Source organism: Streptococcus pseudopneumoniae (genome assembly GCF_001068775.1).
Classification (GTDB): Bacteria; Bacillota; Bacilli; order Lactobacillales; family Streptococcaceae; genus Streptococcus; species Streptococcus pseudopneumoniae_N.
Window position 1 is genome coordinate 1 of record NZ_JWAJ01000081.1, and the last position, 25,989, is coordinate 25,989.

The 25,989-nt window shown below is 38.6% G+C and carries 19 protein-coding genes; all 19 read left to right on the forward strand.

The features are described from left to right. The coding region (locus tag ADF68_RS11735) for an LPXTG cell wall anchor domain-containing protein (protein ID WP_049548703.1) at positions 1–2,034 on the forward strand (2,034 nt) is incomplete at its 5' end. A 690-nt stretch (positions 2,035–2,724) separates the two neighbouring features. Then, positions 2,725–3,609, forward strand: coding sequence for an acyltransferase (locus ADF68_RS03625; protein WP_049539555.1), 885 nt, complete (start codon positions 2,725–2,727; stop codon positions 3,607–3,609). A gap of 2 nt (positions 3,610–3,611) precedes the next feature. Continuing rightward, positions 3,612–4,841 carry a glycosyltransferase family 8 protein gene (locus ADF68_RS03630; RefSeq protein ID WP_080979379.1) on the forward strand — a complete coding sequence of 410 codons (1,230 nt, stop codon included), beginning with the start codon at positions 3,612–3,614 and terminating at the stop codon, positions 4,839–4,841. Then, positions 4,831–5,724: a glycosyltransferase family 2 protein gene (locus ADF68_RS03635; RefSeq protein WP_049539552.1), complete on the forward strand. Its 894-nt coding sequence runs from the start codon at positions 4,831–4,833 to the stop codon at positions 5,722–5,724. Before ADF68_RS03630 ends, ADF68_RS03635 begins: the two co-directional genes overlap by 11 nt. Positions 5,725–5,799: 75 nt before the next feature. Beyond that, a complete protein-coding gene (locus ADF68_RS03640; RefSeq protein WP_049548677.1) occupies positions 5,800–9,018 on the forward strand; it encodes an SP_1767 family glycosyltransferase in 3,219 nt (1,072 codons plus the stop codon). A gap of 14 nt (positions 9,019–9,032) precedes the next feature. Next, the gene (locus ADF68_RS03645; protein WP_049539548.1) at positions 9,033–10,211 is read left to right on the forward strand and encodes a glycosyltransferase family 8 protein; all 1,179 of its coding nucleotides are present in this window, start codon (positions 9,033–9,035) and stop codon (positions 10,209–10,211) included. A 45-nt stretch (positions 10,212–10,256) separates the two neighbouring features. Then, positions 10,257–11,264, forward strand: coding sequence for a sugar transferase (locus ADF68_RS03650; protein WP_049548678.1), 1,008 nt, complete (start codon positions 10,257–10,259; stop codon positions 11,262–11,264). Between the two features lie 235 nt (positions 11,265–11,499). Continuing rightward, positions 11,500–12,729, forward strand: coding sequence for an accessory Sec system protein translocase subunit SecY2 (secY2, locus tag ADF68_RS03655; RefSeq protein WP_080979377.1), 1,230 nt, complete (start codon positions 11,500–11,502; stop codon positions 12,727–12,729). 15 nt (positions 12,730–12,744) lie between these two features. Beyond that, positions 12,745–14,319 carry an accessory Sec system protein Asp1 gene (asp1, locus tag ADF68_RS03660; RefSeq protein WP_049548679.1) on the forward strand — a complete coding sequence of 525 codons (1,575 nt, stop codon included), beginning with the start codon at positions 12,745–12,747 and terminating at the stop codon, positions 14,317–14,319. Beyond that, entirely contained in the window at positions 14,309–15,841 is a 1,533-nt protein-coding gene (asp2, locus tag ADF68_RS03665; RefSeq protein WP_049548680.1) for an accessory Sec system protein Asp2, read from the forward strand. Before asp1 ends, asp2 begins: the two co-directional genes overlap by 11 nt. Then, a complete protein-coding gene (asp3, locus tag ADF68_RS03670) occupies positions 15,841–16,326 on the forward strand; it encodes an accessory Sec system protein Asp3 (protein ID WP_049548681.1) in 486 nt (161 codons plus the stop codon). The genes asp2 and asp3 overlap by 1 nt, the downstream gene beginning before the upstream one ends. Then, entirely contained in the window at positions 16,310–18,688 is a 2,379-nt protein-coding gene (gene secA2, locus ADF68_RS03675) for an accessory Sec system translocase SecA2 (protein WP_049548682.1), read from the forward strand. Before asp3 ends, secA2 begins: the two co-directional genes overlap by 17 nt. 12 nt (positions 18,689–18,700) lie before the next feature. Then, positions 18,701–20,221: an accessory Sec system glycosyltransferase GtfA gene (gene gtfA, locus ADF68_RS03680; protein WP_049548683.1), complete on the forward strand. Its 1,521-nt coding sequence runs from the start codon at positions 18,701–18,703 to the stop codon at positions 20,219–20,221. Beyond that, on the forward strand, positions 20,205–21,551 hold the full coding sequence (gene gtfB / locus ADF68_RS03685; RefSeq protein WP_049548684.1) for an accessory Sec system glycosylation chaperone GtfB: 1,347 nt from the start codon (positions 20,205–20,207) through the stop codon (positions 21,549–21,551). The genes gtfA and gtfB overlap by 17 nt, the downstream gene beginning before the upstream one ends. After that, positions 21,544–21,723, forward strand: a complete 180-nt coding sequence (gene asp4, locus ADF68_RS03690) for an accessory Sec system protein Asp4 (RefSeq protein WP_000161926.1) — start codon at positions 21,544–21,546, stop codon at positions 21,721–21,723. The genes gtfB and asp4 overlap by 8 nt, the downstream gene beginning before the upstream one ends. 4 nt (positions 21,724–21,727) lie before the next feature. After that, positions 21,728–21,952, forward strand: coding sequence for an accessory Sec system protein Asp5 (asp5, locus tag ADF68_RS03695; RefSeq protein ID WP_049548685.1), 225 nt, complete (start codon positions 21,728–21,730; stop codon positions 21,950–21,952). Positions 21,953–22,301: 349 nt separating this feature from the next. Further along, a complete protein-coding gene (locus tag ADF68_RS03700; RefSeq protein WP_049548686.1) occupies positions 22,302–23,024 on the forward strand; it encodes a pseudouridine synthase in 723 nt (240 codons plus the stop codon). Positions 23,025–23,134: 110 nt separating this feature from the next. Next, a complete protein-coding gene (pepC, locus tag ADF68_RS03710) occupies positions 23,135–24,469 on the forward strand; it encodes an aminopeptidase C (RefSeq protein WP_049548687.1) in 1,335 nt (444 codons plus the stop codon). 138 nt (positions 24,470–24,607) lie between these two features. Further along, on the forward strand, positions 24,608–25,924 hold the full coding sequence (locus ADF68_RS03715) for an ISL3 family transposase (RefSeq protein WP_049548688.1): 1,317 nt from the start codon (positions 24,608–24,610) through the stop codon (positions 25,922–25,924). The last annotated feature ends 65 nt before the right edge of the window (positions 25,925–25,989 follow it).

The window sequence follows — 25,989 nt, forward strand, 5'->3', positions numbered from 1 at the left end:
AGCACATCAGCAAGTACATCTGCATCAACGAGCGCAAGTACGTCAGCAAGCACGTCAGCTTCAGCAAGTGCAAGTACGTCAGCAAGCACGTCAGCATCAACGAGCGCAAGTACGTCAGCAAGCACGTCAGCTTCAACGAGCGCAAGTACATCAGCAAGCACGTCAGCCTCAACAAGCGCAAGTACATCAGCAAGTACATCAGCCTCAACAAGCGCAAGTACATCAGCAAGTACCTCAGCGTCAACGAGCGCAAGTACGTCGGCTAGCACGTCAGCTTCAACAAGTGCAAGCACATCAGCAAGCACGTCAGCGTCAACGAGCGCAAGTACGTCGGCTAGCACATCAGCTTCAACAAGTGCAAGTACATCTGCATCAACGAGCGCAAGTACGTCAGCAAGCACGTCAGCTTCAACAAGTGCAAGTACGTCAGCAAGCACGTCAGCGTCAACAAGCGCAAGCACCTCAGCAAGTACATCCGCTTCAACAAGTGCAAGCACGTCAGCCTCAACAAGTGCAAGCACATCGGCAAGTACGTCAGCATCAACGAGCGCAAGCACCTCAGCAAGTACATCCGCTTCAACAAGTGCAAGCACGTCAGCAAGTACGTCAGCCTCAACGAGCGCAAGCACCTCAGCAAGTACATCTGCTTCAACAAGTGCAAGTACATCGGCAAGCACATCGGCTTCAACCAGTGCAAGCACGTCAGCAAGTACATCAGCCTCAACGAGCGCAAGCACGTCAGCAAGTACGTCAGCCTCAACGAGCGCAAGTACATCAGCAAGCACATCGGCTTCAACGAGCGCAAGTACGTCAGCAAGTACATCTGCTTCAACAAGTGCAAGTACGTCAGCAAGTACATCTGCTTCAACAAGCGCAAGTACATCGGCTAGCACGTCGGCGTCAACGAGCGCAAGCACCTCAGCAAGTACGTCGGCTTCAACGAGCGCAAGCACATCGGCTAGCACGTCAGCCTCAACAAGTGCAAGCACGTCAGCAAGTACGTCAGCCTCAACAAGTGCAAGCACGTCAGCGAGCACGTCAGCCTCAACAAGTGCAAGCACATCCGCAAGTACATCAGCTTCAACAAGCGCAAGTACGTCGGCTAGCACGTCCGCTTCAACAAGCGCAAGTACGTCAGCAAGTACGTCGGCCTCAACAAGTGCAAGCACATCCGCAAGTACGTCGGCCTCAACGAGCGCAAGCACATCAGCAAGTACGTCCGCTTCAACAAGTGCAAGTACGTCCGCAAGTACATCCGCTTCAACGAGCGCAAGTACGTCAGCAAGTACATCGGCGTCAACGAGCGCAAGTACATCAGCAAGTACGTCAGCCTCAACAAGTGCAAGTACGTCAGCAAGTACATCAGCCTCAACCAGTGCAAGTACGTCAGCAAGTACGTCAGCCTCAACGAGCGCAAGCACCTCAGCAAGTACATCTGCTTCAACAAGTGCAAGTACATCGGCAAGCACATCGGCTTCAACCAGTGCAAGCACGTCAGCAAGTACATCAGCCTCAACGAGCGCAAGCACGTCAGCAAGCACGTCCGCTTCAACCAGTGCAAGTACGTCAGCAAGTACATCTGCTTCAACGAGCGCAAGTACATCAGCAAGTACATCAGCTTCTGAGTCAGCAAGCACAAGCGCATCAGAATCAGCAAGCACAAGCGCGTCAGAGTCAGCAAGCACAAGCGCGTCAGAATCAGCAAGTACATCAGCTTCTGAATCAGCCTCAACAAGTGCCTCAGAGTCAGCGTCAACAAGCGCCTCTGAATCAGCAAGCACAAGCGCTTCTGAATCAGCAAGCACATCAGCTTCTGAGTCGGCATCAACAAGTGCGTCAGAGTCAGCAAGCACAAGCGCATCTATGATTCATTCGACTAGTCAAGCTCCTCAAACTGATACAACTAAGACACGTAAGCAACTTCCAAATACTGGAACAGCAACATCGGCTACAAATCTACTCCTAGGAGTTGTAGCAGGTCTAACAGGATTAGGATTAGTAGCTAAACGTCGTAAGCGCGATGATGAAGAGTAAGCCTTGTTTTATAAAGTTGCTAAAAGACTAGGTAAGCTATGAGAAAACCTCCAAGGATTGTAAAATTCTTGGAGGTTTTTGTCTATAGGAAGTGAGTATTAGCTGGTTGGAGTTTTGTTGATTCGTAAGACTCGTTTAAAATATAGTAGATTGAAATAAGTTGTGAACAAAGAGATTAGGAAATTCAAATCAATTTCTAATAATGTTTTAAAATCTGTAGCGTACTATTCTAGGTTCAATCCACTATAAAAAAGAGCAGAAATTTCCACCTCCAAAATACATATATCATAGTTTTGTTAGAAACTCTTTCATTGTTTTCCTAGAATAGAGTAAGGTTCATTAATTAGTTGGTTAATCTCCAAGCTACGATATTTCTTAAGTAACATGTTAACAAAAAAGTGCACTTTGATTTTAATTGAGTATAAATCAGTTGAAATTCAATATTTATTGTCTAGAGCTAGAAAAAATAAGGTTATGAGCTTTATCTCACTTTATGAAAGTGTGCAAAAATGGTATAATATATAGTAGATTTTTGCATCTAAAAATGGATGTATTATATAGAGATGCTTGATTTGCTATCACATGAAGATTATAGGAGAATTAGGTTATCAACAATCAATTGCTCTAAAACAATGAGAACAATGTTTTTGGTCAACAAATGATATAAAATGAAAGAATCGAGAATAAGGTATGGATTTTAGAAATGCAGTACAGTTAATTGGAGATTTTCATCATGTTGAAGTGTCACCAGATGCTCGTCTTGATTTGGGAGCAGATATCACAATTCGGTCGTTTGCAAGTATTGAAGTTTCAAGTGGTGCGAATTTGAAAGTAGGAAATAGGGTCTTTTTTAATGACCATTGTTCAATCCGCTGTACTGAAGAAATCACCATTGGTCATGATACAATGTTTGGGGATGGAGTACGAATTTTTGATTCGAATCATCAATTCAATAACTATCATGTGTTTAAAACTGCAATGAGCGGCGCTCCTGTTCGTATTGGTCGGGATTGTTGGATTGGTGCCAATACCGTTATTCTTAGAGGAGTTACTATTGGTGATAATGTCATCATAGGTGCTAATTGTCTCATCCACCAGGATATTCCTAGTAATTCAATCGTCACTCATAGTGAAACATTAACGATTAAGCCCAAGAATATTGCCAAATTCCATGCCTTTGTTTATACTTACTCAGATCAGTTGGAAGGTTTGGAGTATTTGCTAGCTAGTTTACCTGAAGTTGATTTTCATGTTGCGGCACCAACGAATGTTTCAGATTTTTTAAGAAGCTTTTCCAGATTTAGTAATTTTCAACTATATGAATATTGCCAATCGAGAGAGGTTTCAGATCGCATTTTAGAGTTGGCGGATGTCTATCTAGATATCAACAATTGGAGTGAGGTAGATAATATTGTCGAGCGCGCTTTGGCAATCGGGAAGCCGATATTTGCGTTTGACACAGTAGTCCATCGAACTGCTGAAGGAGTACAAGTGTTTAGCCTAGAAGATAAAGAAAATATGGTGGTGGCCATTCGTCACCAACTAGAAAAAATTGACAGTGGAGAAAAGGAATGAAATTGTATCAAAAAGCGATAGCTCTTGGAGCTGATCTTCATTACCTTGATAAGGTAGAAACCGTGATAAAGTCAGTATCGGTTCATAATCATGAAGTGAAATTTTATGTGTTTAATGATGATCTACCTAGCGAATGGTTTTTATTGATGAGAAATCGTCTGAAGGTTATTGGGTCTGAGATTGTCAATGTCAAAAAAACAGCTCATAATCTTCGAGATTTCCACTTGCCAAATGCAATCCTGTCCTATGCTGCTTTCTTTAGGTATTTCATAGCAGATGAAGTACAAGAAGACAGGGTTCTCTATTTAGACTCGGATACGATTGTTAATGCAAATTTAGATGACTTATTCACCTTAGATTTACAGGGCTACGCTATCGCAGCTGTTCAAGATTTTAATCACGAAGGTTGGTTAACAACTTTTAATTCAGGTGTGATGTTGATTGATGCAAAAAAATGGCGAGAAAAAAATTCAACACAAAGTCTACTAGAGTTGACAGCCCAACACCATGAACATGTCTATGGGGATCAAGGTGTTCTCAATATGTATTTTGGTGATCAGTGGCTTCATTTGGATAAAGAGTATAATTTCATGGTTGGCTTGGATCAGTTTTTACATTTAAAAGGAAATACTGACTGGTACAAATCTAACTATTATGGAAATCATGAACCAAAGATTATCCATTATACTGCAGAACACAAACCTTGGACTCACTTGAGCTTAACGCGTTTTCGTAAGATATGGTGGTTTTATTATGGATTGAACTGGAACGACGTATTGTTAAGCTCAGACATCACCAAACGATCTTTTGGGGAGCTAGTAGGTGCTCCTTTATATCATACTTGTATTTTTACAAATAGTGCTGCAATGGAGTCCTTGGAATATCTTCTATCTGAACTTCCAGAAGTCCACTTTACGATCTTGGCGCATACAAACTTTGCTCCCTTTGTCGTTGACTTTCAATCACATCTGAATCTGTCACTTTTTCCAAATTTTAACCCTTTTAACATGAAAGAAACGTTGGATAAGATGGACTTTTACCTAGATATCAATCACGAAGGTGAGATTGCCAATATTATCGAGGAAGTTCAGAAACGAGATAAACCGATTTTTACCTTTGACAATACCAGTCATGATTCAAGTGGAAGAAGTCGCGTATTTTCATCAGCTGAACCAGACAAGATGGTAGAAGCTATTCGGAAATTTTTAGGGGAAGAATTGAATGGAAAATGAATTGATTAGTGTTATAGTTCCCATCTATAATGTTGAGAACTACTTGAGAATGTGTTTAGATAGCATTCAAAATCAAACCTATAAAAATTTTGAGTGTTTATTAATCAATGATGGATCTCCAGACAATTCGGCAGAGATTTGTAGAGAATATGTAGCTAAAGATTCTCGTTTTCGCTATTTTGAGAAAGAAAATGGTGGGGTATCATCAGCTCGAAACTTAGGAATTGAACGTTCGGAGGGGGTGTACATTACTTTTGTTGACTCTGATGATTGGGTAGAACCAGATTATTTAGAAGTGTTATATTCTATTATTGTTCAAGAAAAAGCCGATATATCTGTATCTACTTATAAGCAATTTAATACTAAAGAGAATTGTTGGTATCTGCATTCTTTTCAAAGAGGATACGAAAAGCGCGTTTTTAAAAATGATGAATTGATTAATGAATTGATAGATTTAAATGTTTTTGATTCGTCTTATGGCTTTGCAAGTTGTAAATTGGTTCGTAAGGATAGTATCGGATGTATTCGTTTTAATAATAGTACTAGTTTTTGTGAAGATATGGAATTTTGGTTTAAATTATACTTAATTGTTCAAAAAATTGTTTATATCAATAGAGATAGTTATAATTATCGTACAGATATGAATGCCGCAAGATATTTTACACCAGAAAAAATTCGTAGTGATGTAGAACAACGGTTAAAATTTATTACTTTTCTTGCTGTTAAAAATTTTAATATAGGAAAATATATAGAGAATTTTATCGAACATTTGAAATATTCAAAATATATTTTATTAGAAAGTGTAGGAATGGAAAGTTCAACTGATACATTGAGGTGGATTGAAGAACTGTTATATTTATTAGAGATAAGTCATAAGATGTAAACCGTTATAATCAGAATTACCTGAAAGACTTAGAATAATTAAGTTAGTTTTTAAAATAGAGATAAAAGGATTCATATGAAGGCAATTATACTTGCTGGGGATAAACAATATCTTACCCCAATACTTACGATGATAAAGTCTATTTTGTATTATAATCAACAGGTTAAGATTTACATTCTACATCAGAATATCCCTAGCGATTGGTTCCATGAAGTCAAGATTCAAGTGGAAAGGTTAGGCAGTCTTGTAGAGGATATTTTTATCGGTGATGTGATTGATCCAGAGTGGAAAACCCAAGCGCATATCTCCCCCATAGCTTATGCTCGATACTTAATTCCACAACTGATTACAGAAGATAGAGTAGTCTATTTAGATAGTGATATTATTGTGCATGGAGATTTGAGTCCACTCTTTGACTTAGATTTGGGTGACTACTCTGTAGCGGCAGTTAGGGATGCTGATGGCAATGGATTTAACTCAGGGATGCTGGTCATTGATTGTCAAAAGTGGAGAGAAAAAGATATTACCTCCTTGTTGTTTGATAAGACAGTGGAGTATATGTCCTACCTGGAGCAGACGACTACAGAAGGTTTCAATGGGGATCAAACCATTTTCAATTTAGTCTTCCAGAATCATTGGCTAGAGTTGGATAAGCATTTTAACCTTCAAGTTGGTCATGATGTCATTGCTTTTTATAGCCATTGGGATTCACACTTTGAGTTGGATAAAGAACCTTTGATCATCCATTATACGACCTATCGAAAACCATGGTCCACTTTGATGGGCTATCGTTATCGAGACTTATGGTGGGCATTTAGGAATGTTAGTTATGAACAGATTGCTGACCACTATGCAGGACGTTTTACCATCAAGAGAGTTTATGACCTTCATAATGTCAATCTATTTACATTCACAGATTCGCAGGATTTTCTGTATATTGAAGAACTAGCTCAAGCTCTTCCTGATGTTGGATTCCATATCGGAGCCTATACAGATATGGGGCCAATTCTAATGGCTTTGGACAAATATCCAAATGTGCATCTCTATCCTAGCATGGTTGGGGCAGTGATTGATGAAATGATTGAGAAGTCAGACGCCTATCTGGATATCCATAAAGGGAGTCCGATGGGCTTTATCGTCAATCGCTATACCAGTGCGGGCAGACCAGTATTGACTTTTGATATGACCAACAAAAATCAATTGAAAAAAACAGTAGTTTCGTCTCAGTCTCCCCAGTCAATGATAGAAGTAATTAAAGAGTTAAAGAAAGATAAAATGGACATGAAGGCAATTGTACTAGGGGCCAATTATCAATATGCAGATAAGGTATTAACGACAATCAAATCCATCTGCTGTCATAATCGAGGACTTCGTTTTTATCTGATTAACAGCGATTTTCCGACAGAATGGTTTTTCAATCTCAATCGTAAGTTGACGAAGTTAGACTGTGAAATCGTCAATGCCCGTGTCAATAGTTCTCATATTAGCCAATACAAGACCAATATTCACTATGCAACATTTTTGCGTTATTTTATCTCAGATTTTGTTGAGGAAGATAAAGTTTTATATCTAGACTGTGACTTGGTTGTCACAAGAGACTTAAGTCCTCTATTTGATGTTGAATTAGGAGACTATCCTTTGGCAGCAGTCAAGGATCTGGGGGCTCAAGTATATTTTAATGAGCATGGATTCAACGCAGGTGTCTTGCTCATCAATAATCGCCTTTGGAAGCAAGAAGAAGTTCGCAAACAACTGATTGAAATGACTAATGAGTTGCATGATAAGGTTGCTCAAGATGATCAAAGTATTTTGAATCTCTTATTTAAAGACCGTTGGTTGGCTTTGGACTTTAAATATAACTGCATTACCTTGCACACACATTTCTCAGATTATCGACCAGAACCTGGGACTTATCCACCGATTATTCATTATTTGACAGAGAGAAAACCATGGGGATTGTATGAACGCTCCATCTATCGAGATGTTTGGTGGTATTATAACGCTCAAGAGTGGTCAGACATGAGTCAGATGACGCCTTGTCTGACAAAAGATCAGGTGAGTCAATACACAGGGGTTCAACATTCAGCCCTAGTCTATACCTTCTCAAGTGACTTGAGAAATATGGGTTACTTGATTGAAAATTTACCAGATGTCAAGTTTTATGTAGCAGCTCCCGTTATGGTGGCGGATAGTATTACAGCTTTACTGGCCCACCCAAATGTCTCTGTCTTATCAGATATTGCAGGACAACCACCTTTGATTGATAGCTTGGTTGAAGGCTGTGACTTCTTACTGGATATCAATGCTGAATCCGAAGTTGATGGGATCATTGGCCGTTTCCGACAAGCAGGAAAACCAGTATTTGCATTTGAAAGTGTAGCCCATGGAGAACAAGGTCAGTTTCTTTATGACCAAGCACATCCTGAGGAGATGGTTCGAGCTATTGAAGCCTACTGTCAAAATGGAGAGTTGCCTGTAAAAAAGCTGCAATCCTACCCAAAGGTACTGGATATCCAGCAGAGTCTTGATTATATACTGGAGCACCATTCTTCTGTCATTCGTTATGGAGATGGGGAAATGGATATTATGATGGGACATGGGATTCCTTATCAAGACTATGATGAGACATTGGCAGAACAGCTTAGAAGTATGATCCAACTGGAAAGCTCTCCAGAATTGCTGGTTTGTCTTTCAGATGTTTTTGAAGGATTGGAACGCTACAATCCCGAAGCTGTCAACTTTTGGCAAAAGCATTTAGAGCATTATAAAGAAGCCTATCATAGATTTTGTACAGCAAGTTTCTATGGTTCTACTTTTATATCTCGCCCTTATATGGACCTCAAAGATAAGTCTGCTTCGGTAGCCCACTTTGAAAAATTAAAGAAACTTTGGGATAAACGAGACATCTTGATCGTCGAAGGTGAAAACTCACGTTCAGGAGTTGGTAATGACCTTTTTGACAATGCTCAGTCTGTTGAGCGTATCATCTGCCCTTCTAGAAATGCCTACAGTAAGGTTAAGGATATTCAAGAAGTGATTGAAAATCACGCAGATGGTAAACTAGTATTCTTGATGCTTGGACCTACAGCAAAGGTTTTAGCGTATCACTTAAGCAAAAAAGGCATACAAGCGATTGATTTAGGTCATATTGATTCCGAATATGAGTGGTTTAAGATGGGAGCAACTTCAAAAGTAAAATTCTCACACAAGCATACCGCAGAGCATAATTTTGATCAAGAAATTCAGCTAGTTGTCGATGCGGCTTATGATGCATCTATCATCGTGAAGCTATAGTCAAGGAGTAGTGAATGAATAAAAAAGTATTTGTGTTAGCAGGAGATTACGGTTATATTCGTCAAATCGAAACTACCTTAAAATCTATTTGCTATCACAATAGTGATGTCAAGGTTTATATTTTTAATCAGGATATTCCCCAAGAGTGGTTTGTCTCCGTCAGGGAAAAAATGGCATACCGAAATAGTGAGATAGTTGATATCAAGCTGTTTGGAGGTAATATGCGAAATTGGAGCCTACCACCTGTTGGACAGCACATAAACTTTATGACCTTTGCTCGTTATTTTATACCGAGTTTTGTGTCAGAAGATATTGTTTTATATTTAGATTGTGACTTAGTAGTTACACGTGATTTGACAGATCTATTTTCTATTGATTTAACCAATAAACCTCTAGCTGCTGCAAAAATCATATATGGTTTAGAAGACAGATTTAATGCAGGAGTGTTACTGATCAATAATGCATATTGGAAGGATAAGGGAATCCAGCAGGAACTCATTAACATTACTGAAAGAGAACATGAACACTTACTTGAAGCTGATCAAACAGTTCTCAATCTAGTGATGGGAGAAAATTATGTATTATTAGATGACACCTATAATTTTCAGATTGGATATGATCAGTTGGCTGATAGTAGGGGGCAATATTTTATTTTTGAATTGCCTTTGACTCCATTACCAGCGATTATTCATTATTTGTCTGCTGATAAACCTTGGAATACTTATTCGGTAGGTCGCCTACGTGAAGTTTGGTGGAAATATAATCAACTAGAGTGGTCTCAAATAAATAGTCAAGAAGAACTTGTCGTGAAAAAAGCTAAATATCAAGCATTGATCATTACAGGTAGTCAGCAATTAGAACAAATTCATTATCTCATTAAACATTTACCTGAGTATGATCTTCATATTTTAACTTTTACGGATATGGGAGAAATTCTCAGAAGTCTAGCCAGTTATGAGAACATTAAGTTGCATCCAACTGTTATGAGGTGGATGTGCAGGAAAATGATTGAAGAATGTGATGTTTATCTGGATATCAATCATGAGTTTAAATTTCCTGATGTTTTAGAATGGGTGCAAGAAGCTAAGAAAACAATTTTAGCGTTTGATAATGTGGCCAATCCTTATCATGTAGATCAAGTATTTCCTCAGGATAATCCTCAGGCTATGGTCGATTTTTTGAAGGAACTTTAAGTCTGTGAGTGGTTTATTTTAAAAATACTAAATTAGAGATTCAAAATGAAAATTAATATTACAAATATTTACGGTATGTCTGGTCAAAGTACAGCCTTGATCGCCCAGAATGAGACCGTTAAAATTGCAAAAAAGTTAGACTTTCACGAGCTTAGCTTTTACTTTTACAATATCTATAGTGATAGTCAGGGTGAGTTGAATAGCCGTTTAGATGGCGTTTTAGCTAAGCTGGGTTATGGGGATATCGTTGTTTATCAATCTCCTACATGGAATGGTAGAGAGTATGATCAGGCTTTTATTAGAAAATGTAAGATTTTAAATACGAAAATCATTACCTTTATCCATGATGTCCCTCCCCTTATGTTTCCATCTAACTATTACTTGATGCCTGAGTACATTGAAATGTACAACCAATCAGATCTAGTAGTTGTTCCATCAGAGAAAATGAAAGAACGCCTGATTCAGGAAGGTTTAACGGTTCAAAAAATTATGATCCAAGGAATGTGGGACCATGTTCACGACTATCCTTTGAGACAGCCTGCTTTTCAGAAAAAACTATCTTTTGCGGGTAGTGTAGAACGTTTTGAACACTTATCCAACTGGGCTTACTCAACCCCACTCGATATTTTTTCCGAGTCTAATCAGGAGAATCATAATCCAAGTGTTTCCTTTAAAGGGTGGAAAACAGATCCAGAGTTGCTTTTTGCTTTGTCAGAGGGTGGATTTGGCTTAGTATGGGGAACAAGTGAAAATCCAGCTGATGAGGCAGACTATTATCGATTGAATATCTCTCATAAAGTCAGCACTTATCTTGCAGCAGGAATTCCAGTAGTAGTACCATCCTATCTCTCAAATGCCAGTTTCATAAAGGAAAAAGGCTTAGGTTATGTAGTAGATAGTTTGGAAGAAGCCAGTCGTCTTGTAGAGGGAACGACAGCAGAAACTTATCAACAGATGGTTGAAAATGTATACAAAGTTAGTTATGCCTTGAAACAAGGCTACTTTACAAAAAAATTATTGATTGATGCAGTGATGCAGGTTTTGGATGTTTAGAATAGAATCGTTATGGATTTCCCTCATCCATTAGGATGAGGGAATGCCATTGTTAGCAAAAGATCAATTTATAGATTTAGCTATGTTCATCAGAATATCTCATACTCAATGAAAATCAAAGAGCAAACTAGGAAGCTAGCCGAAGGCTGTACTCTAAGTACGGTAAGGCGAAGCTGACGTGGTTTGAATTTGATTTTTGAAGAGTATCATCACTCGAATAAAGTAGGAGAAACATTTGAAGAAAAAATTAACATCAGTTGTCGTGAAACGGGTTATGTGGACGATTTCTTTCTTATTCATTTACGTTCTAGGAAGTAGATTGACCCTTCCCTTTGTAAACGTTAATGACACGAGTTTTTTGGGTGGAACTGCAGCTTTCTTAGCCTTTTCTACGTCTATAACAGGTGGAAATCTTCGGAGTCTTTCCCTATTTTCAGTTGGACTGTCTCCATGGATGTCGGCGATGATTTTATGGCAAATGTTTAGCATGTCTAAAAAACTTGGTCTGGGTAGTTTACCACTTGAAGTTCAAGATCGACGAAAAATGATATTAACGTTTGTCATTGCTTTAATCCAAGCACTAGCCATTACTCTAAATCTCCCTATTCAGTCAGGGGTGAATTATGGGCTAGTCTTGACCATGAATGTTCTACTCTTGATTGCGGGCACCTTTTTCTTAGTCTGGTTATCGGATTTGAATTCTTTGTTTGGTGTCGGAGGGTCTCTAGTTATCTTGATGTCAAGTATGGTGTCAAGTATGCCACAAAACATCTTAAAAAGCATCAAGGAGTTAGAAGTTGGCCCCTTATTGATTGTGGCTCTTTTGATGCTCTCAATGGTATTTTTAGCGATTGCAGTTAGAGTTCAGAGAGCTCGTTATCGAATTCTGGTAAATAAGATTATGATCCACAATCGCTTTAAACGTTATTCTTATTTGGATATTTTGCTGAATCCAGCTGGAGGAATGCCCTTTATGTATGCCATGTCCTTGGTATCCATCCCACAATATAGCTTGTTGCTTCTTCAAATGGTTTTGCCGAAAGAATCGTGGATTGGAGAGTGGATTAGCCGCTTTGCAATTGGTCAGCCAATTTGGGTCTTCACTTATATTGCTGTTTTATTTATATTAGGAATTGCGTTTGCATTTGTAAATATGAATAGTGAAGAAATTGCTGAGAGAATGAAAAAATCTGGAGAATATATTTATAATATCTATCCTGGAGAAGATACTAGTCGTTATCTCGGAAAATTGATATTTCGTTTTGCAATCATTGGGTCTATCTATATCGTATTTATGGCAGGATTTCCAATGTTGATTGTCTTATATGATCCGCGCTATATGCAACTAAGTATGCTTTCAGGCTTATTTTTGATTTTTAATGGAATGGTGTTTAATATCAAGGAAGAAATCGATGCCTTGACATTAAACGAGAATTATCGACCACTCTTAGAAATCGATTCATAATTGTGAGGAGAAGCTATGTATTATTTCATTCCTTTTTTGGAGCGCAACAATCCATCTTGGCAAGCCAATATTGTGCCTTGGTATAGGACTCCTTATCGCCTAGAATTTGATGATATATTACACCAAATTCGGATTTTTAAACGTCAAGAATTAGAATCTAAGATGCTATGGTTGACTTATCATCCTCATCTACGCTACTTGTTACACAGACAAGATTTGTTGGAGTCGGATGTTTTCTCCGTTTTTGATGCTATTCAAAATATTGAAGCTGAGGAGATGCATCCCTTACAGTTAAAAGACTTGACATGGGATGAAGACTGTGACTTTATCTATACTCCGTTTGTAGTTGTAGTTAAGCAACAAGGGGAACTCTATGCTCATATTGAATATGGTTCAGAAGGCTTTATCAGCTACATCACGTATTTTAAGGATGACCAAGTTGATTTTATTTGCTATTTTGATGATCGAGGCTTTTTATCAAGTCTTGTAGAGTATAGGGATCAAAGACCAGCTACTCGTTATTATTACAATGCAAAAGGACAGTGGCAACTGAGGGAAAATTTGCAGGGAGAAGAGCCAATTGTAAAGATCAATCCAGCAGTAAGCTATCGTTTTGGAAAATTAGTTTATGACAGTATAGATGAAGTCATTTGGGAATTCTTAACAACATTTTTAAATCAAGACTATCAAGTTGGAGATTCATTTGTTTTGGCAGCTAATACCAAGTTTCAAGATCAATTGTTAAAAAAATTACCAAAAGAAGCTCCAAAAATTATAAGTTTCTTTATTGAAAGAAATCAAGCAGATGATTTGCAGGAGCATCGTCAGCTAGTAGAACAGTCTAGATTTTTGATTAGTGATCGGAAAGATTTTCTTGAGCGATTACAAGAGGTTTATCCACAATTTGCTTCTAAAATGCACCATTTACCATCTTTTGATACGCGCTTGAAGCTGGGACTTAGTCAACGATTAAAGGAATCAAAAATTTATGTCCAATTGGATATACAGATGCAACAAGATCCAGAAGTCTTGTATGAAATTTTGCATTTTGTTTCGGAAAATCCCTTGACCGAGGTTGTTTTTTCAGTATTTAATGCAGAAGGTTATCAAATAGAAGCTTTGCAGAAGCAACTCGATTCGCTGATTATGGAACGTCTTAACCCAAGGGATCTGTTAAAGGATACTGTGGTATCTGATGCGGAAAATACATTAGAGGAAAATACCAGAGATGATTATCGCTTTAAGATTATCAATCTAAATGATGAGATGGGCTTAATTCGGGAGTTAGAATATACTCGTTTAATTGTTGATTTGAATCCAGTCGCTAATATTTACACACAGATTGCAGGGATTAGTGCAGGAATTCCTCAAATCAACTTACAAGAGTCAGAATATGTGTCTCACTTACAAAATGGTTATATTCTATCAGATTTATCAGAGTTTAGTAAAGCTGGGCACTACTTTTTAGATACCCTGAAACATTGGAATCAAGCCTTGATTTACTCAATTGATAAGATTCGACAAAATACAGGTGATCAATTTGTAGATAAGTGGGAAAAATGGTTAGAGGAGGCAAAAAGTGAGCAATAAATTACAGATTTTGCAGATAGGTAGCAGAAACTGGAGCCATGACTATGAGCTTCCTGAAAATATGGAGTGGCACTTCTTTTGGCCGAGATCAACGACTGCCATAAAGAAGGTCATGAAAATGGAAGGCTTAAGAACTTTTTCAGCTGTTTTGGTTGAAAATCCTGAGCACTTATCGGATTTGATTCCGTTGATGAGAAAGATCACTCCTTATACGATTTTCTACCCTGATACAGCTGAGCCTCAATCAAAAGATGTTCAAGATTTTTTGAAAAAAACTTGCGCTCAAGCAACAGATTTTTCAAATCCAGCAGAACTTTTGAGACTCCTATCTAAGGCCCTGTTTAGAGGGCAGTATGGGGATAAGTTAGTTTCAATTGATATGATTGTCAATCCTGCTTTTACGGGGAAGGTTCGATATAACGGTTATGAAAATCTAGAACTCCTAGGAAAGTACGGCGACGACTTCCGCCCCTTAATCAGCTGGAAGTATAATATCCGAGCTAGCGAATTTAACCCAGTTGAACTCTGGCTCGAATATGAGAAAGATTGGACTTGTGATATTCGCCTGATCGTTCGAAATATTCAAGATGGATCTACTGCTAATTTTGTCAAAGAGCGAGTTTTCACAGTTGAAGATATGCAGTCAGCCTTGGTACTGGATGATGATTTTTCTTCATTTATCAGTGTTTCTTTAGAAGCTAGAGGAGCAGGACATTTGAAAATAGGAGCTCTTCACCAGCGTTTAACGCGCTACCAGTTTGGTAAATATGTTCTTGGTGGAGGCATCATCCATAATGACAAGCGTGAGGAGATCAATTACTTTTTCTATCCAGGAGACTTTAAACCTCCATTGAATATCTACTTCTCTGGTTATCGTCGAGCCGAAGGATTTGAGGGTTTTGGAATGATAAGATCCTTTGGAGCGCCTTTCCTTCTCTTTCAAGATCCTCGAATTGATGGAGGAGCTTTTTACTTGGGTGATGACTATCTTGAGAATGGCGTTCGAAATGTCATTCGAGAACATCTGGATTTGTTAGGATTCTCAAATAAGGAACTTATCCTTTCGGGTATATCCATGGGGACCTATGGTGCTATGTATTACAGCTCTTTCTTTGAACCTAAAGCTGTGATTGTTTCAAAACCCTTGACAAATTTGGGCTTGATAGCAGAGAGAGGCAGACTTGAGGCACCTGGACTTTTCCCAACCGCCTTTGATATCTTACGCCATCATTCTAAGGGAGATGCTAGCTTAGATGCTATGAGAGCCTTAGATGATCGTTTTTGGACCCCTTTTAAACAGGCAGATTTTAGTCAAACAATCTTTGGCCTCTCTTATATGAAAGAGGAAGACTATGATCCACGTGCCTATGATGACTTAGTAGCTGCCCTTTATCATACGGGAGCTCGTATTATGGTCAAGGGGACCTCAGGCCGCCATAACGATGATAATGATACGACTATAATTTGGCTCAAGAATTTTTATAAGATGATTTTAGAGCAGGATTTTGGGAGAAAGTTTTAATGATGATCAAACGGAATAAAGAAATATATTGGGGAGAATTTAAGGGAGCCAGTTTAGGTGATATGAGGCAAAATACATTTTTGTATGGTTCTATTGTCCTCTATCATTCAAGAGATCATGTTTATCTGGAAAATGCTATGGTGAATTCTGGTACTATGATTCATGAGTGGACTTCAAGTTTTAACTTTCAAGGAAATCGCTTAACCCCAACCTTACCTCTTTTAAAAAGGGGATATCGTTACCGTTTGTCTAGTCGGATGACTGTGCAACCTCAAAATGGTTTATACTTTAGGCTCATCTTTATGGATCGTTATGATAAGCAGGTTGGTCAAGTGATTGAAAAAGACTTGGATTTCACCTTTACTTATCCAGAAGAAGCCTATCATTACAGAGTACAGCTGTTGAGTGCAGGATTTCAAGCAGTTGACTTTCATTCATTTTCAATAGAAGAGGACGATTCTGAGCAAGATGTGGAACAAGAATAGACAATTGAGCAAGGTGAACAAAATCTTGCATCAAATCAATCTAAAAAAAGAAGAGATGGCCTCGCTAACAGATAATGAATTAGCAGGTAAAACTCAAGAATTTAAAGATAGAATTGCTGCTGGAGAAAGCTTAGACGATCTTTTAGTGGAAGCTTTTGCAGTTGTCAGAGAGGCTGATAAACGAATCTTAGGGATGTTTCCCTATGATGTACAGGTCATGGGTGGGATTGTTATCCACCAAGGGAATGTTTCGGAAATGAATACTGGTGAAGGTAAAACCTTGACCGCTACGATGCCAGTCTATCTCAATGCTTTATCAGGGCAAGGTGTTATGCTGGTGACAACCAACGACTATCTTGCCAAGCGTGATGCAGAGGAGATGGGACAAGTCTATGAGTTTTTAGGTTTGACCATTCGCATTCCCTTTTCTGAAGACGATGATGAAGAGTTAACGCCTGAAGATAAGCGGGAAATTTATAGTGCGGATATTGTTTATACTACCAATAGTGGTCTTGGTTTTGACTACTTGATTGATAATCTAGCCTCTAGTGAAGATAAAAAGTACATGCCCGAATTTAACTTTGTTATCGTAGATGAGGTAGATTCAGTCTTGCTGGATAGTGCTCAAACTCCCTTGGTCATTTCAGGTTCGCCTAGGGTTCAATCCAATTTTTATGGAATTATTGACACCTTGATGACAACTCTAGTTGAGGGCCAAGATTATATTTTTAAAGAAGAGAAAAAAGAAGTCTGGCTCACTACTAAGGGTGCCAGAACTGCGGAGAGTTTTTTAGGTATTGATAACCTCTATTCTGAAGAACATGGAGTACTAGCAAGACATCTGACCTTTGCTTTACGAGCTCATACCATGTTTAAAAGGGATAAAGATTATATTATTCGTAAGGGCGAGAAAGACGAAGAGCTAGTGCTGCTAGATCAAAGTACAGGTCGTTTATTAGAAATGACCAAATTACAGGGTGGTTTACACCAAGCTATTGAGGCAAAAGAGCATGTTCCCTTGTCTGAAGAAACACGGGCGATGGCCTCCATTACCTACCAAAGCTTATTTAAGAAGTTTAAAAAAATCTCTGGGATGACTGGGACAGGAAAAGTTGCAGAGAAAGAGTTTTTAGAAACTTATGGGATGTCAGTCATTCGAATTCCTACAAATCGTCCGAATCAGCGAATTGATTATCCAGACAATCTCTATGTTACCCTACCTGAGAAAGTGTATGCATCGCTTGCTGAGATTAAATATTATCATGAAAAAGGTAATCCTTTATTGATTTTTGTTGGATCAGTAGAAATGTCGGAACTCTACTCCTCTCTATTATTACGTGAAGGAATTGCTCATAACGTTTTAAATGCCCATAATGCAGCGCGTGAAGCTCAGATGATTGCAGAGTCAGGTCGTATGGGAGCCGTGACAGTTGCGACTTCTATGGCTGGTCGTGGGACTGATATTAAGCTTGGTCCAGGAGTTGCTGAACTGGGTGGTCTAGTTGTCATTGGTACAGAACGGATGGATAGTAAACGTATTGACTTACAGATTAGAGGACGTTCTGGTCGACAGGGAGATCCTGGCTTGTCGAAATTTTTTGTCTCACTGGAAGATGATGTGATCAAGAAGTATGGACCTTCTTGGGTCCATAAGATGTATAAGGACTATACCGTAAATAAACAGATAAGCCCAGAACTTTTAGAAGGAAGACGCTATCGAAAATTAGTAGAAAAAGCGCAGAAGGCAAGCGATAGCGCTGCTAGATCATCAAGAAGGCAAACCTTAGAGTATGCTGAGAGTATGAATATCCAAAGAGAGATGGTTTATAGTCAAAGAAACCGTTTGATTGATGGTACCGAGGATCTAGATGGTTTTGTTGTGGATGTACTAGATGAATTCATAAAAAAAAGCTTGTCAGAAGAAGTATTTGAAAGTAGAGAGGAACTCTATCATTTTATCGTTAAAAATATCAGTTTTCTTTATCATGCAGTTCCTCGCGAGTTGGATATGACAGATAAGGAAGCCATTAGACGAGTTTTAGAGACAACCATCCAAAAAAGTCTACAAGAGAAACGAACGCTTCTGGAAACTCATGACTTCTTTTCAGATTTTCAGCGTTTAGCCTTGTTAAAGGCCATAGATGATAACTGGGTAGAACAGGTGGACTACCTGCAACAACTGAGTCTAGCGATTGGTGGGCAGTCAGCTGCTCAAAAGAATCCTATTGTCGAGTATTACCAAGAAGCCTATCATGGATTCGAAGAAATGAAAAGGCAAGTCAAGAAGGATATGGTTCGAAATCTTTTATTGAGTCGAGTAGACATTTCACCTGATGGGGAAATTATGGCTTATTTTCCATAAAAAGGGGACAATATGACAATTTACAATATAAATTTAGGAATTGGTTGGGCCAGCAGTGGTGTTGAATATGCCCAGGCTTATCGTGCGGGAATTTTCCGCAGCCTGAATCTGCTGTCGAAGTTTATCTTTACAGATATGATTTTGGGAGATAATATCCAGCACCTAACCGCAAATATCGGTTTTGATGATGATCAGGTTATCTGGCTCTACACTCATTTCACAGACATCAAGATTGCACCGACCAGTGTGACGGTAGATGATGTTTTGGCTTACTTTGAAGGTGTAGAAAGCCGTCGTGAAAGAAATGGGAGAATTGAACGAATCTTCTTCTCAGATGAAGACAAGTTTATCACTTGTTATTTGGTAGATGAGGAAAAAGATTTTGTCCAACATGTGGAGTATGTGTATGCTGGTAAATTGATCCGCAAGGATTACTTCTCATATACACGCTACTGCACAGAGTATTTTGCTCCTAAAGATAATGTAGCGACACTCTACCAAAGAACCTTCTACAATGAAGATGGGACTCCAGCTTATGAGATGTTCATGAATCAAGGGACCGAGGAAGTCTACCGTTTTAAGGATCGAATCTTATACGGGAAGCCTGCCTTGATCCGTTATTTCATGCAGACACTTGGGTTAAGTAAATCAGATCTAGTGATTTTAGACCGTGAAACAGGGATTGGTCAGGTGGTCTTTGAAGAAGCGCGTGCAGCTCACCTTGCTGTTGTCGTTCACGCTGAGCACTATAGTGAAAATGCGACCAATGATGATTATATCCTTTGGAACAACTATTATGACTACCAGTTTACCAATGCAGATAAGGTCGATCTCTTTATCGTTTCAACGGATCGTCAAAAGGAAGTTCTAGAGCAACAGTTTGCTCACTATACCTCGCACGCTCCTAAGATTGTGACCATTCCAGTTGGAAGTGTTGACCAATTAACAAAACCACAAAAGAGTCGTAAACCATTTTCTCTCATTACAGCTTCGCGTCTAGCCAAGGAAAAACATATTGATTGGCTTGTCAAGGCTGTGATTGAAGCTCATAAGGAATTGCCAGAATTAACCTTTGATATCTACGGTAGTGGTGGCGAAGAAGGACGTCTTCATGAGATTATCGCTGCAGGTCAGGCAGAAGAGTATATTAAACTCAAGGGCCATGCAGAACTTTCCCAAATCTATTCACAGTATGAAGTTTATCTAACCGCTTCTACCAGTGAAGGCTTTGGGTTGACACTCATGGAAGCAATTGGATCAGGCCTGCCATTGATTGGTTTTGATGTTCCTTATGGAAATCAAACCTTCATCGAAGATGGTGAAAATGGTTACTTGATTCCAAGCTCATCTGACCATGTCGAAGATGAAATCAAGAAAGCTTATGCAGAAAAAATCTGCCAACTGTATTTGGAGAATCATTTGGAAGGCATGAGAGAAAAATCTTACCAGATTGCTGAGAAATTCTTGACTCAAGAGATTTTGAACAAATGGGAAAATACAATCAAGGAGGTAGTGGATGATTCAGTTATTTGATGTATATAATCAAGAAAGCCAAGATTTGCACTATAGTCTGACTGAAGCAGGACTGTCTGATTTGGCTGTGGTTATTGAACCAGATGGATTTTTACCAGATGGCGTTGTCTCTCCCTTCACCTATTATTTGGGGTATGACAGCGGTAAACCCTTATATTTTAATCAAGTTCCTGTACCAGATTTTTGGGAGATTGCTGGTAATAATCAATTTGGGACCATCAATGATCTCAATCAAGAACGAGGAGTGATTCATTTTGCAGATGGCTTACAGGCTCGTTTGGTGAAAAAAGTCGAATGGAAAACACCAGCAGGTCGGATCTTTCAAGTAGATCACTATAATCGTTTCGGAGCTTGCTTTGCTAAGACTACCTTTGATGCTTCTGGTCAAGCTATTATGACTTCCTATCGGAATGTAGATCAAAAAGAAGTTATTTTGGAAAACCATATCACAGGTGATATTCTCTTGACCTTGGAAGGGCAAGGTTTGCGCCATTTTTCTGGTCGAGTGGCCTTTATCATAGACTTCTTACAAGGTTTGAAAGTGAATCTAGACCACCTTCTCTTTAATACCCTATCTACATCGTTTTTGACTTCCTTCCATTTCCCAGAAAAATCAGGTCAGGATATCCTAGTTTGGCAAGAACCATTGCATAATGATATACCAGGAAATATGCAACTGATCTTGGAGAATGACCAGCTTCGAGCTAAGACTATTGTCATTCCAGATTATGCAACCTATGAACGTGCTCTGCAATTGACAGATGAAAAATTCCATCATAAGTTTAGTCATTTAGGCTATCATTACCACTTTAATCGCGATAATTTTGTTCGTCCTGATGTCTTGATTGTGACCAATTCGGACCAACTAGAGCAAATCGAAAAACTGGTGGAGAGTTTACCAAGGGTTACTTTCCGAATCGCAGCAGTGACAGAGATGTCATCCAAGTTACTGGACATGCTCCGCTATCCCAATGTTGTGCTCTATCAGAATGCCAGTCCCCAAAAGATTCAGGAGCTTTATCAGTTATCAGATATCTACCTGGATATCAACTATGGGAATGAACTGCTTCAGGCTGTTCGACAGGCTTTTGAACACAACCAACTGGTCCTAGCTTTTGAGGAAACAGCCCATAATCGTCGTTATACAGCTCCAAATCATATTTTTGCTAAGGAAGCAGTTAACGAGATGATTCATACCATTGAGTTAGCTCTTTCTCATGTCAAAGAAATGGGACGAGCTCTTGGAGACCAAGGGTACCATGCCAATTATGTAGATCCAATTATGTATCAGGAGCGGATGGAAACCATTTTAGGAGAAAGCCATGACTAAAAAAGATCTATTCTATCAGGATGTTGAAGGTCGCATGGAAGAGATGAAACAACAACCCATCAAAAAAGAAAAATCTACACGTGGTGAAAAAATTAGTAAGACATTTTCTTTTTTGATTGGACTCATCATTTTGATTGGTTTACTGTTTACTTTAATAGGACTTTTGAGGTAGTTAAATGACTGAATTATTGATAATTTTAACCATTATTTTAGCTATTGCCTTAATCATCCTTGTGACCATTCAACCAAGACAAACTCAAATTTTTTCTATGGATGCTACTAGTAATATCGGAAAGCCAAGCTATTGGCAAAGCAATACGCTTGTTAAAGTCTTAACCTTGCTTGTTAGCTTATCACTATTTGTGTTGTTGCTTCTCTTTATGGTTTTAACTTTTAACTAATCTTTATCTGTATTGCTAGAACGTTTGATTTTGACAGTGAAGATTTAAAGAAATTTAAGTTTGAGGAGAAAATTTTAAGAAAACTTTTAGGAATCTAGCTTATACTATAAGCATAAGTTAAGAAGAACTTAACTTTAACTCCTAAAAATTTTTCATAATAATCTCCCTATAAAAAATCAAGTCGCCCAATCAGGCGGCTTATTTTTGTATTAATACTCAATGAAAATCAAAGAGCAAACTAGGAATCTAGCCGCAGGCTGTACTTGAGTACGGCAAGGAGACGATGACGTGGTTTGAATTTGATTTTCGAAGAGTATAAGATTAAGCTTGTTCATGGTATAATAGTGCTATGAGATTAGATAAATATTTAGTTGCATGTGCAGTAGGAAGCCGGACGGAGGTCAAAAACTTTCTAAAGGCTGGGCGCGTGATGGTCAATGGTAAAAAGGAAAAATCTGCCAAGCTACAAATCAATGAAGAGACAGACGAGATTTGTTTTGACGGGCAAAAGCTAGACTACGAGGAGTTTGTTTACTATATGATGAACAAGCCCCAGGGTGTTATTTCAGCAACTGAAGATCCTAAACATAAGACTGTCTTGGATTTCTTGGATGACTATGCACGTGCCAAGGAAGTTTTCCCGGTGGGGCGTTTGGATATCGATACGCATGGACTCTTGCTTTTGACCAATGATGGCCAGTTGGCTTATGCTCTTCTTTCTCCTAAACGTCATGTGGATAAGACTTATCTGGCACAGGTCAAGGGAATCATGACGGATGAAGACATTAAAGCATTTGAACAAGGGATTCCGCTCAAGGACTTTACCTGTCAGCCTGCTAAGCTGGAGCTTGTGTCTCTTGATAAGGAAGAAAATCAAAGTCTGGTTCGGGTGACCATCGCAGAAGGAAAATTTCACCAAGTGAAACGGATGGTAGCATACTGTGGCAAGGAAGTGGTGGACTTGCAACGTCTGACCATGGGAACTTTGACCTTGGATGAAAATCTGAAACGTGGGGAATGGCGTCGCTTGACCACAGAGGAATTAGAAAACTTGCTCGAAAGTGTTGGGTAAACTGTGTAATCTTTGAAAAAGGTGAGGAAAATATCCTTTCCTTTTTCAGTTTTTGGTTGCTTCCTTTGTGAAAAGAGTTATAATAGACTGTAGAATAAAAGGAGGATTTTATGAACGCGATTCAAGAATCATTTACAGATAAATTATTTGCTAATTATGAAGCAAATGTCAAATACCAAGCTATCGAAAATGCTGCCAGCCACAATGGAATTTTTTCAGCCCTTGAGCGTCGTCAAAGCCATGTAGATAACACACCTGTTTTCTCACTTGATTTGACAAAGGACAAGGTCACTAACCAGAAGGCTTCTGGTCGTTGCTGGATGTTTGCGGCCCTCAACACTTTCCGTCACAAACTCATCTCTCAATACAAACTTGAAAACTTTGAATTGTCACAAGCCCACACCTTCTTCTGGGACAAGTATGAAAAATCAAACTGGTTCTTGGAGCAAGTCATTGCGACTGCAGACCAAGAATTGACAAGCCGCAAGGTTAGCTTCCTACTTCAAACCCCTCAACAAGACGGTGGACAGTGGGATATGGTGGTTTCCCTCTTTGAGAAATACGGTGTCGTTCCCAAGTCTGTTTATCCTGAGTCAGTTTCATCTAGCAACAGCCGTGAGCTCAATGCAATTCTTAACAAATTGCTTCGTCAAGATGCTCAAATCTTGCGTGACTTGCTCGCTTCTGGTGCAGACCAAGCGACTGTTCAAGCTAAGAAAGAAGACCTCTTGCAAGAAATCTTTAACTTCCTTGCTATGTCACTAGGTCTTCCACCACGTAAATTTGACTTTGCTTATCGTGATAAGGACAACAACTACCAAAGCGAAAAAGGCATCACTCCACAAGAATTTTACAAGAAATACGTTGACCTTCCACTAGAAGACTATGTTTCTGTGATCAATGCTCCAACTGCTGATAAACCTTACGGTAAATCTTATACAGTTGAGATGTTGGGAAATGTGGTTGGTAGCCGTGCAGTTCGTTACATTAACGTACCGATGGAACGCTTGAAAGAATTGGCGATTGCCCAAATGCAGACAGGAGAAACTGTTTGGTTTGGTTCAGATGTTGGCCAGCTCAGCAACCGTAAAGCCGGAATCCTTGCGACAGATGTCTATGACTTTGAATCAAGCATGGACATTCAACTCACTCAAGACAAGGCAGGACGTTTGGACTACAGCGAAAGCTTGATGACTCACGCCATGGTCTTGACAGGTGTTGATTTGGATGAAAATGGTAAATCAATCAAGTGGAAAGTTGAAAACTCTTGGGGAGACAAGGTTGGGACAGATGGTTACTTTGTTGCCTCAGATGCCTGGATGGACGAATACACTTACCAAATCGTTGTTCGTAAAGAATTACTAACAGCAGAAGAACAAGCTGCCTATGAAGCAGAACCAATCGTCCTTGCACCATGGGATCCAATGGGTGCCTTGGCTGAATAAATGAGATATAAAAAGAACGGTTCTATAATTTTTAGGGTTGATGGAAATTTTCCACCAACCCTATTTTAGTGTATACAAAAAGGCCAACATCCATTATATTAAAAGCGCTGAAACCTAAAACAAAAGGATGATGACCATATGAACAATATACTAGAAGCTACACTACAAATCAAAGATAAAAACATTATTTGGGATAATAAAGTTCAAGAGAAGATATTTAAAAAGAGAAAATCTTTATTTTATGCAGCTACTTATACGCATAAACCAGAATTTTGTACCGTTTGTGGGTGTGTTAGCCGAAATAATAATATCGTTAAAAACGGCACGAAAACATCTCGTATCACTCTCTGTTCTGTTTCAGGCCTAGCGGCCTACTTAAATCTACGCAAGCAGAGATTTCTCTGTAGAGAATGCGGCTCTTCATTTACCTCAGACACTAGTCGAATCGTAGAAAAACACTGTCATATCTCTAAACGCTTAAAAAACGAAATTAAATCAAAAATAAGTGAAACAGTATCTGAAACCTATATCGCAAAAGAAACAAATGTTTCAGTTCATACGGTAAGACGTATCATAGATGATACAACACGTTTACTAAAGATTAAACCATTACACGATTTACCTGAGCATTTGTGTTTTGATGAATTTAAATCCGTCAAATCTTCCGATAGTAATATGAGCTTCATTATTTGTGATAGCACTACACACAAGCTGGTCGATGTTGTACGAGATAGAAAATCTTACAGCTTGAAAAAGTATTTTCATCGTTTTGAGCCTAAGACTAGATTAAAGGTAAAAACTATCTCCATCGACATGTACTTACCGTACATTCAATTAATAAAAGAAATGTTTCCTAACGCTAAAATTATCATTGATCCTTTTCATATCGTACAAGCCTTAAATAGAGAATTAAATCGAACTCGGGTACGTGTCATGAATAAGCATCGCTATAAAGACTCTAAATTATATCGAAAGTTAAAACATTATTGGAAGTTAATTTTAAAGAACTCTAATGAACTTCAGAACTATAAATATAATCGTTATAAGCTTTTTGAAAGCTTCATAACAAGTAAAGGAATCGTAGATTATATCTTAGAAAAAAATCCATCTCTTAAAAATGATTATGAGGTTGTACATTCACTTCGTGAATGTATACAGGATAGAGATTATATAGAATTCAAGGAAACGATTGAAGCAGCTACGCAATTAGACCTATCTCCTGGTTTAAAAAGAGTATTAAAGACTCTTATGACTTACTTGTCATATATTCAAAATACTTGTGAGTATCCAACTAGAACAAATGGCCCTATTGAAGGAATAAACAATAAAATAAAAGTGCTTAAAAGAAATGCCTACGGCTTTAGAAACTATTACCATTTTAGAAATAGGATTATTTTAATAACAAAAATGTTTGGCCCAAAACAAAAAGGAATTAAGCAACAATTAGTTGCTTAATCCCTTCCTAAATTTCTTCATCAACACTATTTGACAAAGAGCCCTTTTTTAGTGCTCAAAATAGC

Excerpts from the sequence above, each read along its gene's own strand:
- asp1 (WP_049548679.1), top strand. The coding sequence starts at position 12,745 with ATGTATTATTTCATTCCTTTTTTGGAGCGCAACAATCCATCTTGGCAA.
- asp5 (WP_049548685.1), top strand. The coding sequence starts at position 21,728 with ATGACTGAATTATTGATAATTTTAACCATTATTTTAGCTATTGCCTTA.
- secA2 (WP_049548682.1), top strand. The coding sequence starts at position 16,310 with ATGTGGAACAAGAATAGACAATTGAGCAAGGTGAACAAAATCTTGCAT.
- ADF68_RS03625 (WP_049539555.1), top strand. The coding sequence starts at position 2,725 with ATGGATTTTAGAAATGCAGTACAGTTAATTGGAGATTTTCATCATGTT.
- ADF68_RS03700 (WP_049548686.1), top strand. The coding sequence starts at position 22,302 with ATGAGATTAGATAAATATTTAGTTGCATGTGCAGTAGGAAGCCGGACG.
- ADF68_RS03645 (WP_049539548.1), top strand. The coding sequence starts at position 9,033 with ATGAATAAAAAAGTATTTGTGTTAGCAGGAGATTACGGTTATATTCGT.
- ADF68_RS03650 (WP_049548678.1), top strand. The coding sequence starts at position 10,257 with ATGAAAATTAATATTACAAATATTTACGGTATGTCTGGTCAAAGTACA.
- ADF68_RS03640 (WP_049548677.1), top strand. The coding sequence starts at position 5,800 with ATGAAGGCAATTATACTTGCTGGGGATAAACAATATCTTACCCCAATA.
- gtfA (WP_049548683.1), top strand. The coding sequence starts at position 18,701 with ATGACAATTTACAATATAAATTTAGGAATTGGTTGGGCCAGCAGTGGT.
- gtfB (WP_049548684.1), top strand. The coding sequence starts at position 20,205 with ATGATTCAGTTATTTGATGTATATAATCAAGAAAGCCAAGATTTGCAC.
- pepC (WP_049548687.1), top strand. The coding sequence starts at position 23,135 with ATGAACGCGATTCAAGAATCATTTACAGATAAATTATTTGCTAATTAT.
- ADF68_RS03635 (WP_049539552.1), top strand. The coding sequence starts at position 4,831 with ATGGAAAATGAATTGATTAGTGTTATAGTTCCCATCTATAATGTTGAG.
- asp4 (WP_000161926.1), top strand. The coding sequence starts at position 21,544 with ATGACTAAAAAAGATCTATTCTATCAGGATGTTGAAGGTCGCATGGAA.
- ADF68_RS03715 (WP_049548688.1), top strand. The coding sequence starts at position 24,608 with ATGAACAATATACTAGAAGCTACACTACAAATCAAAGATAAAAACATT.
- asp3 (WP_049548681.1), top strand. The coding sequence starts at position 15,841 with ATGATGATCAAACGGAATAAAGAAATATATTGGGGAGAATTTAAGGGA.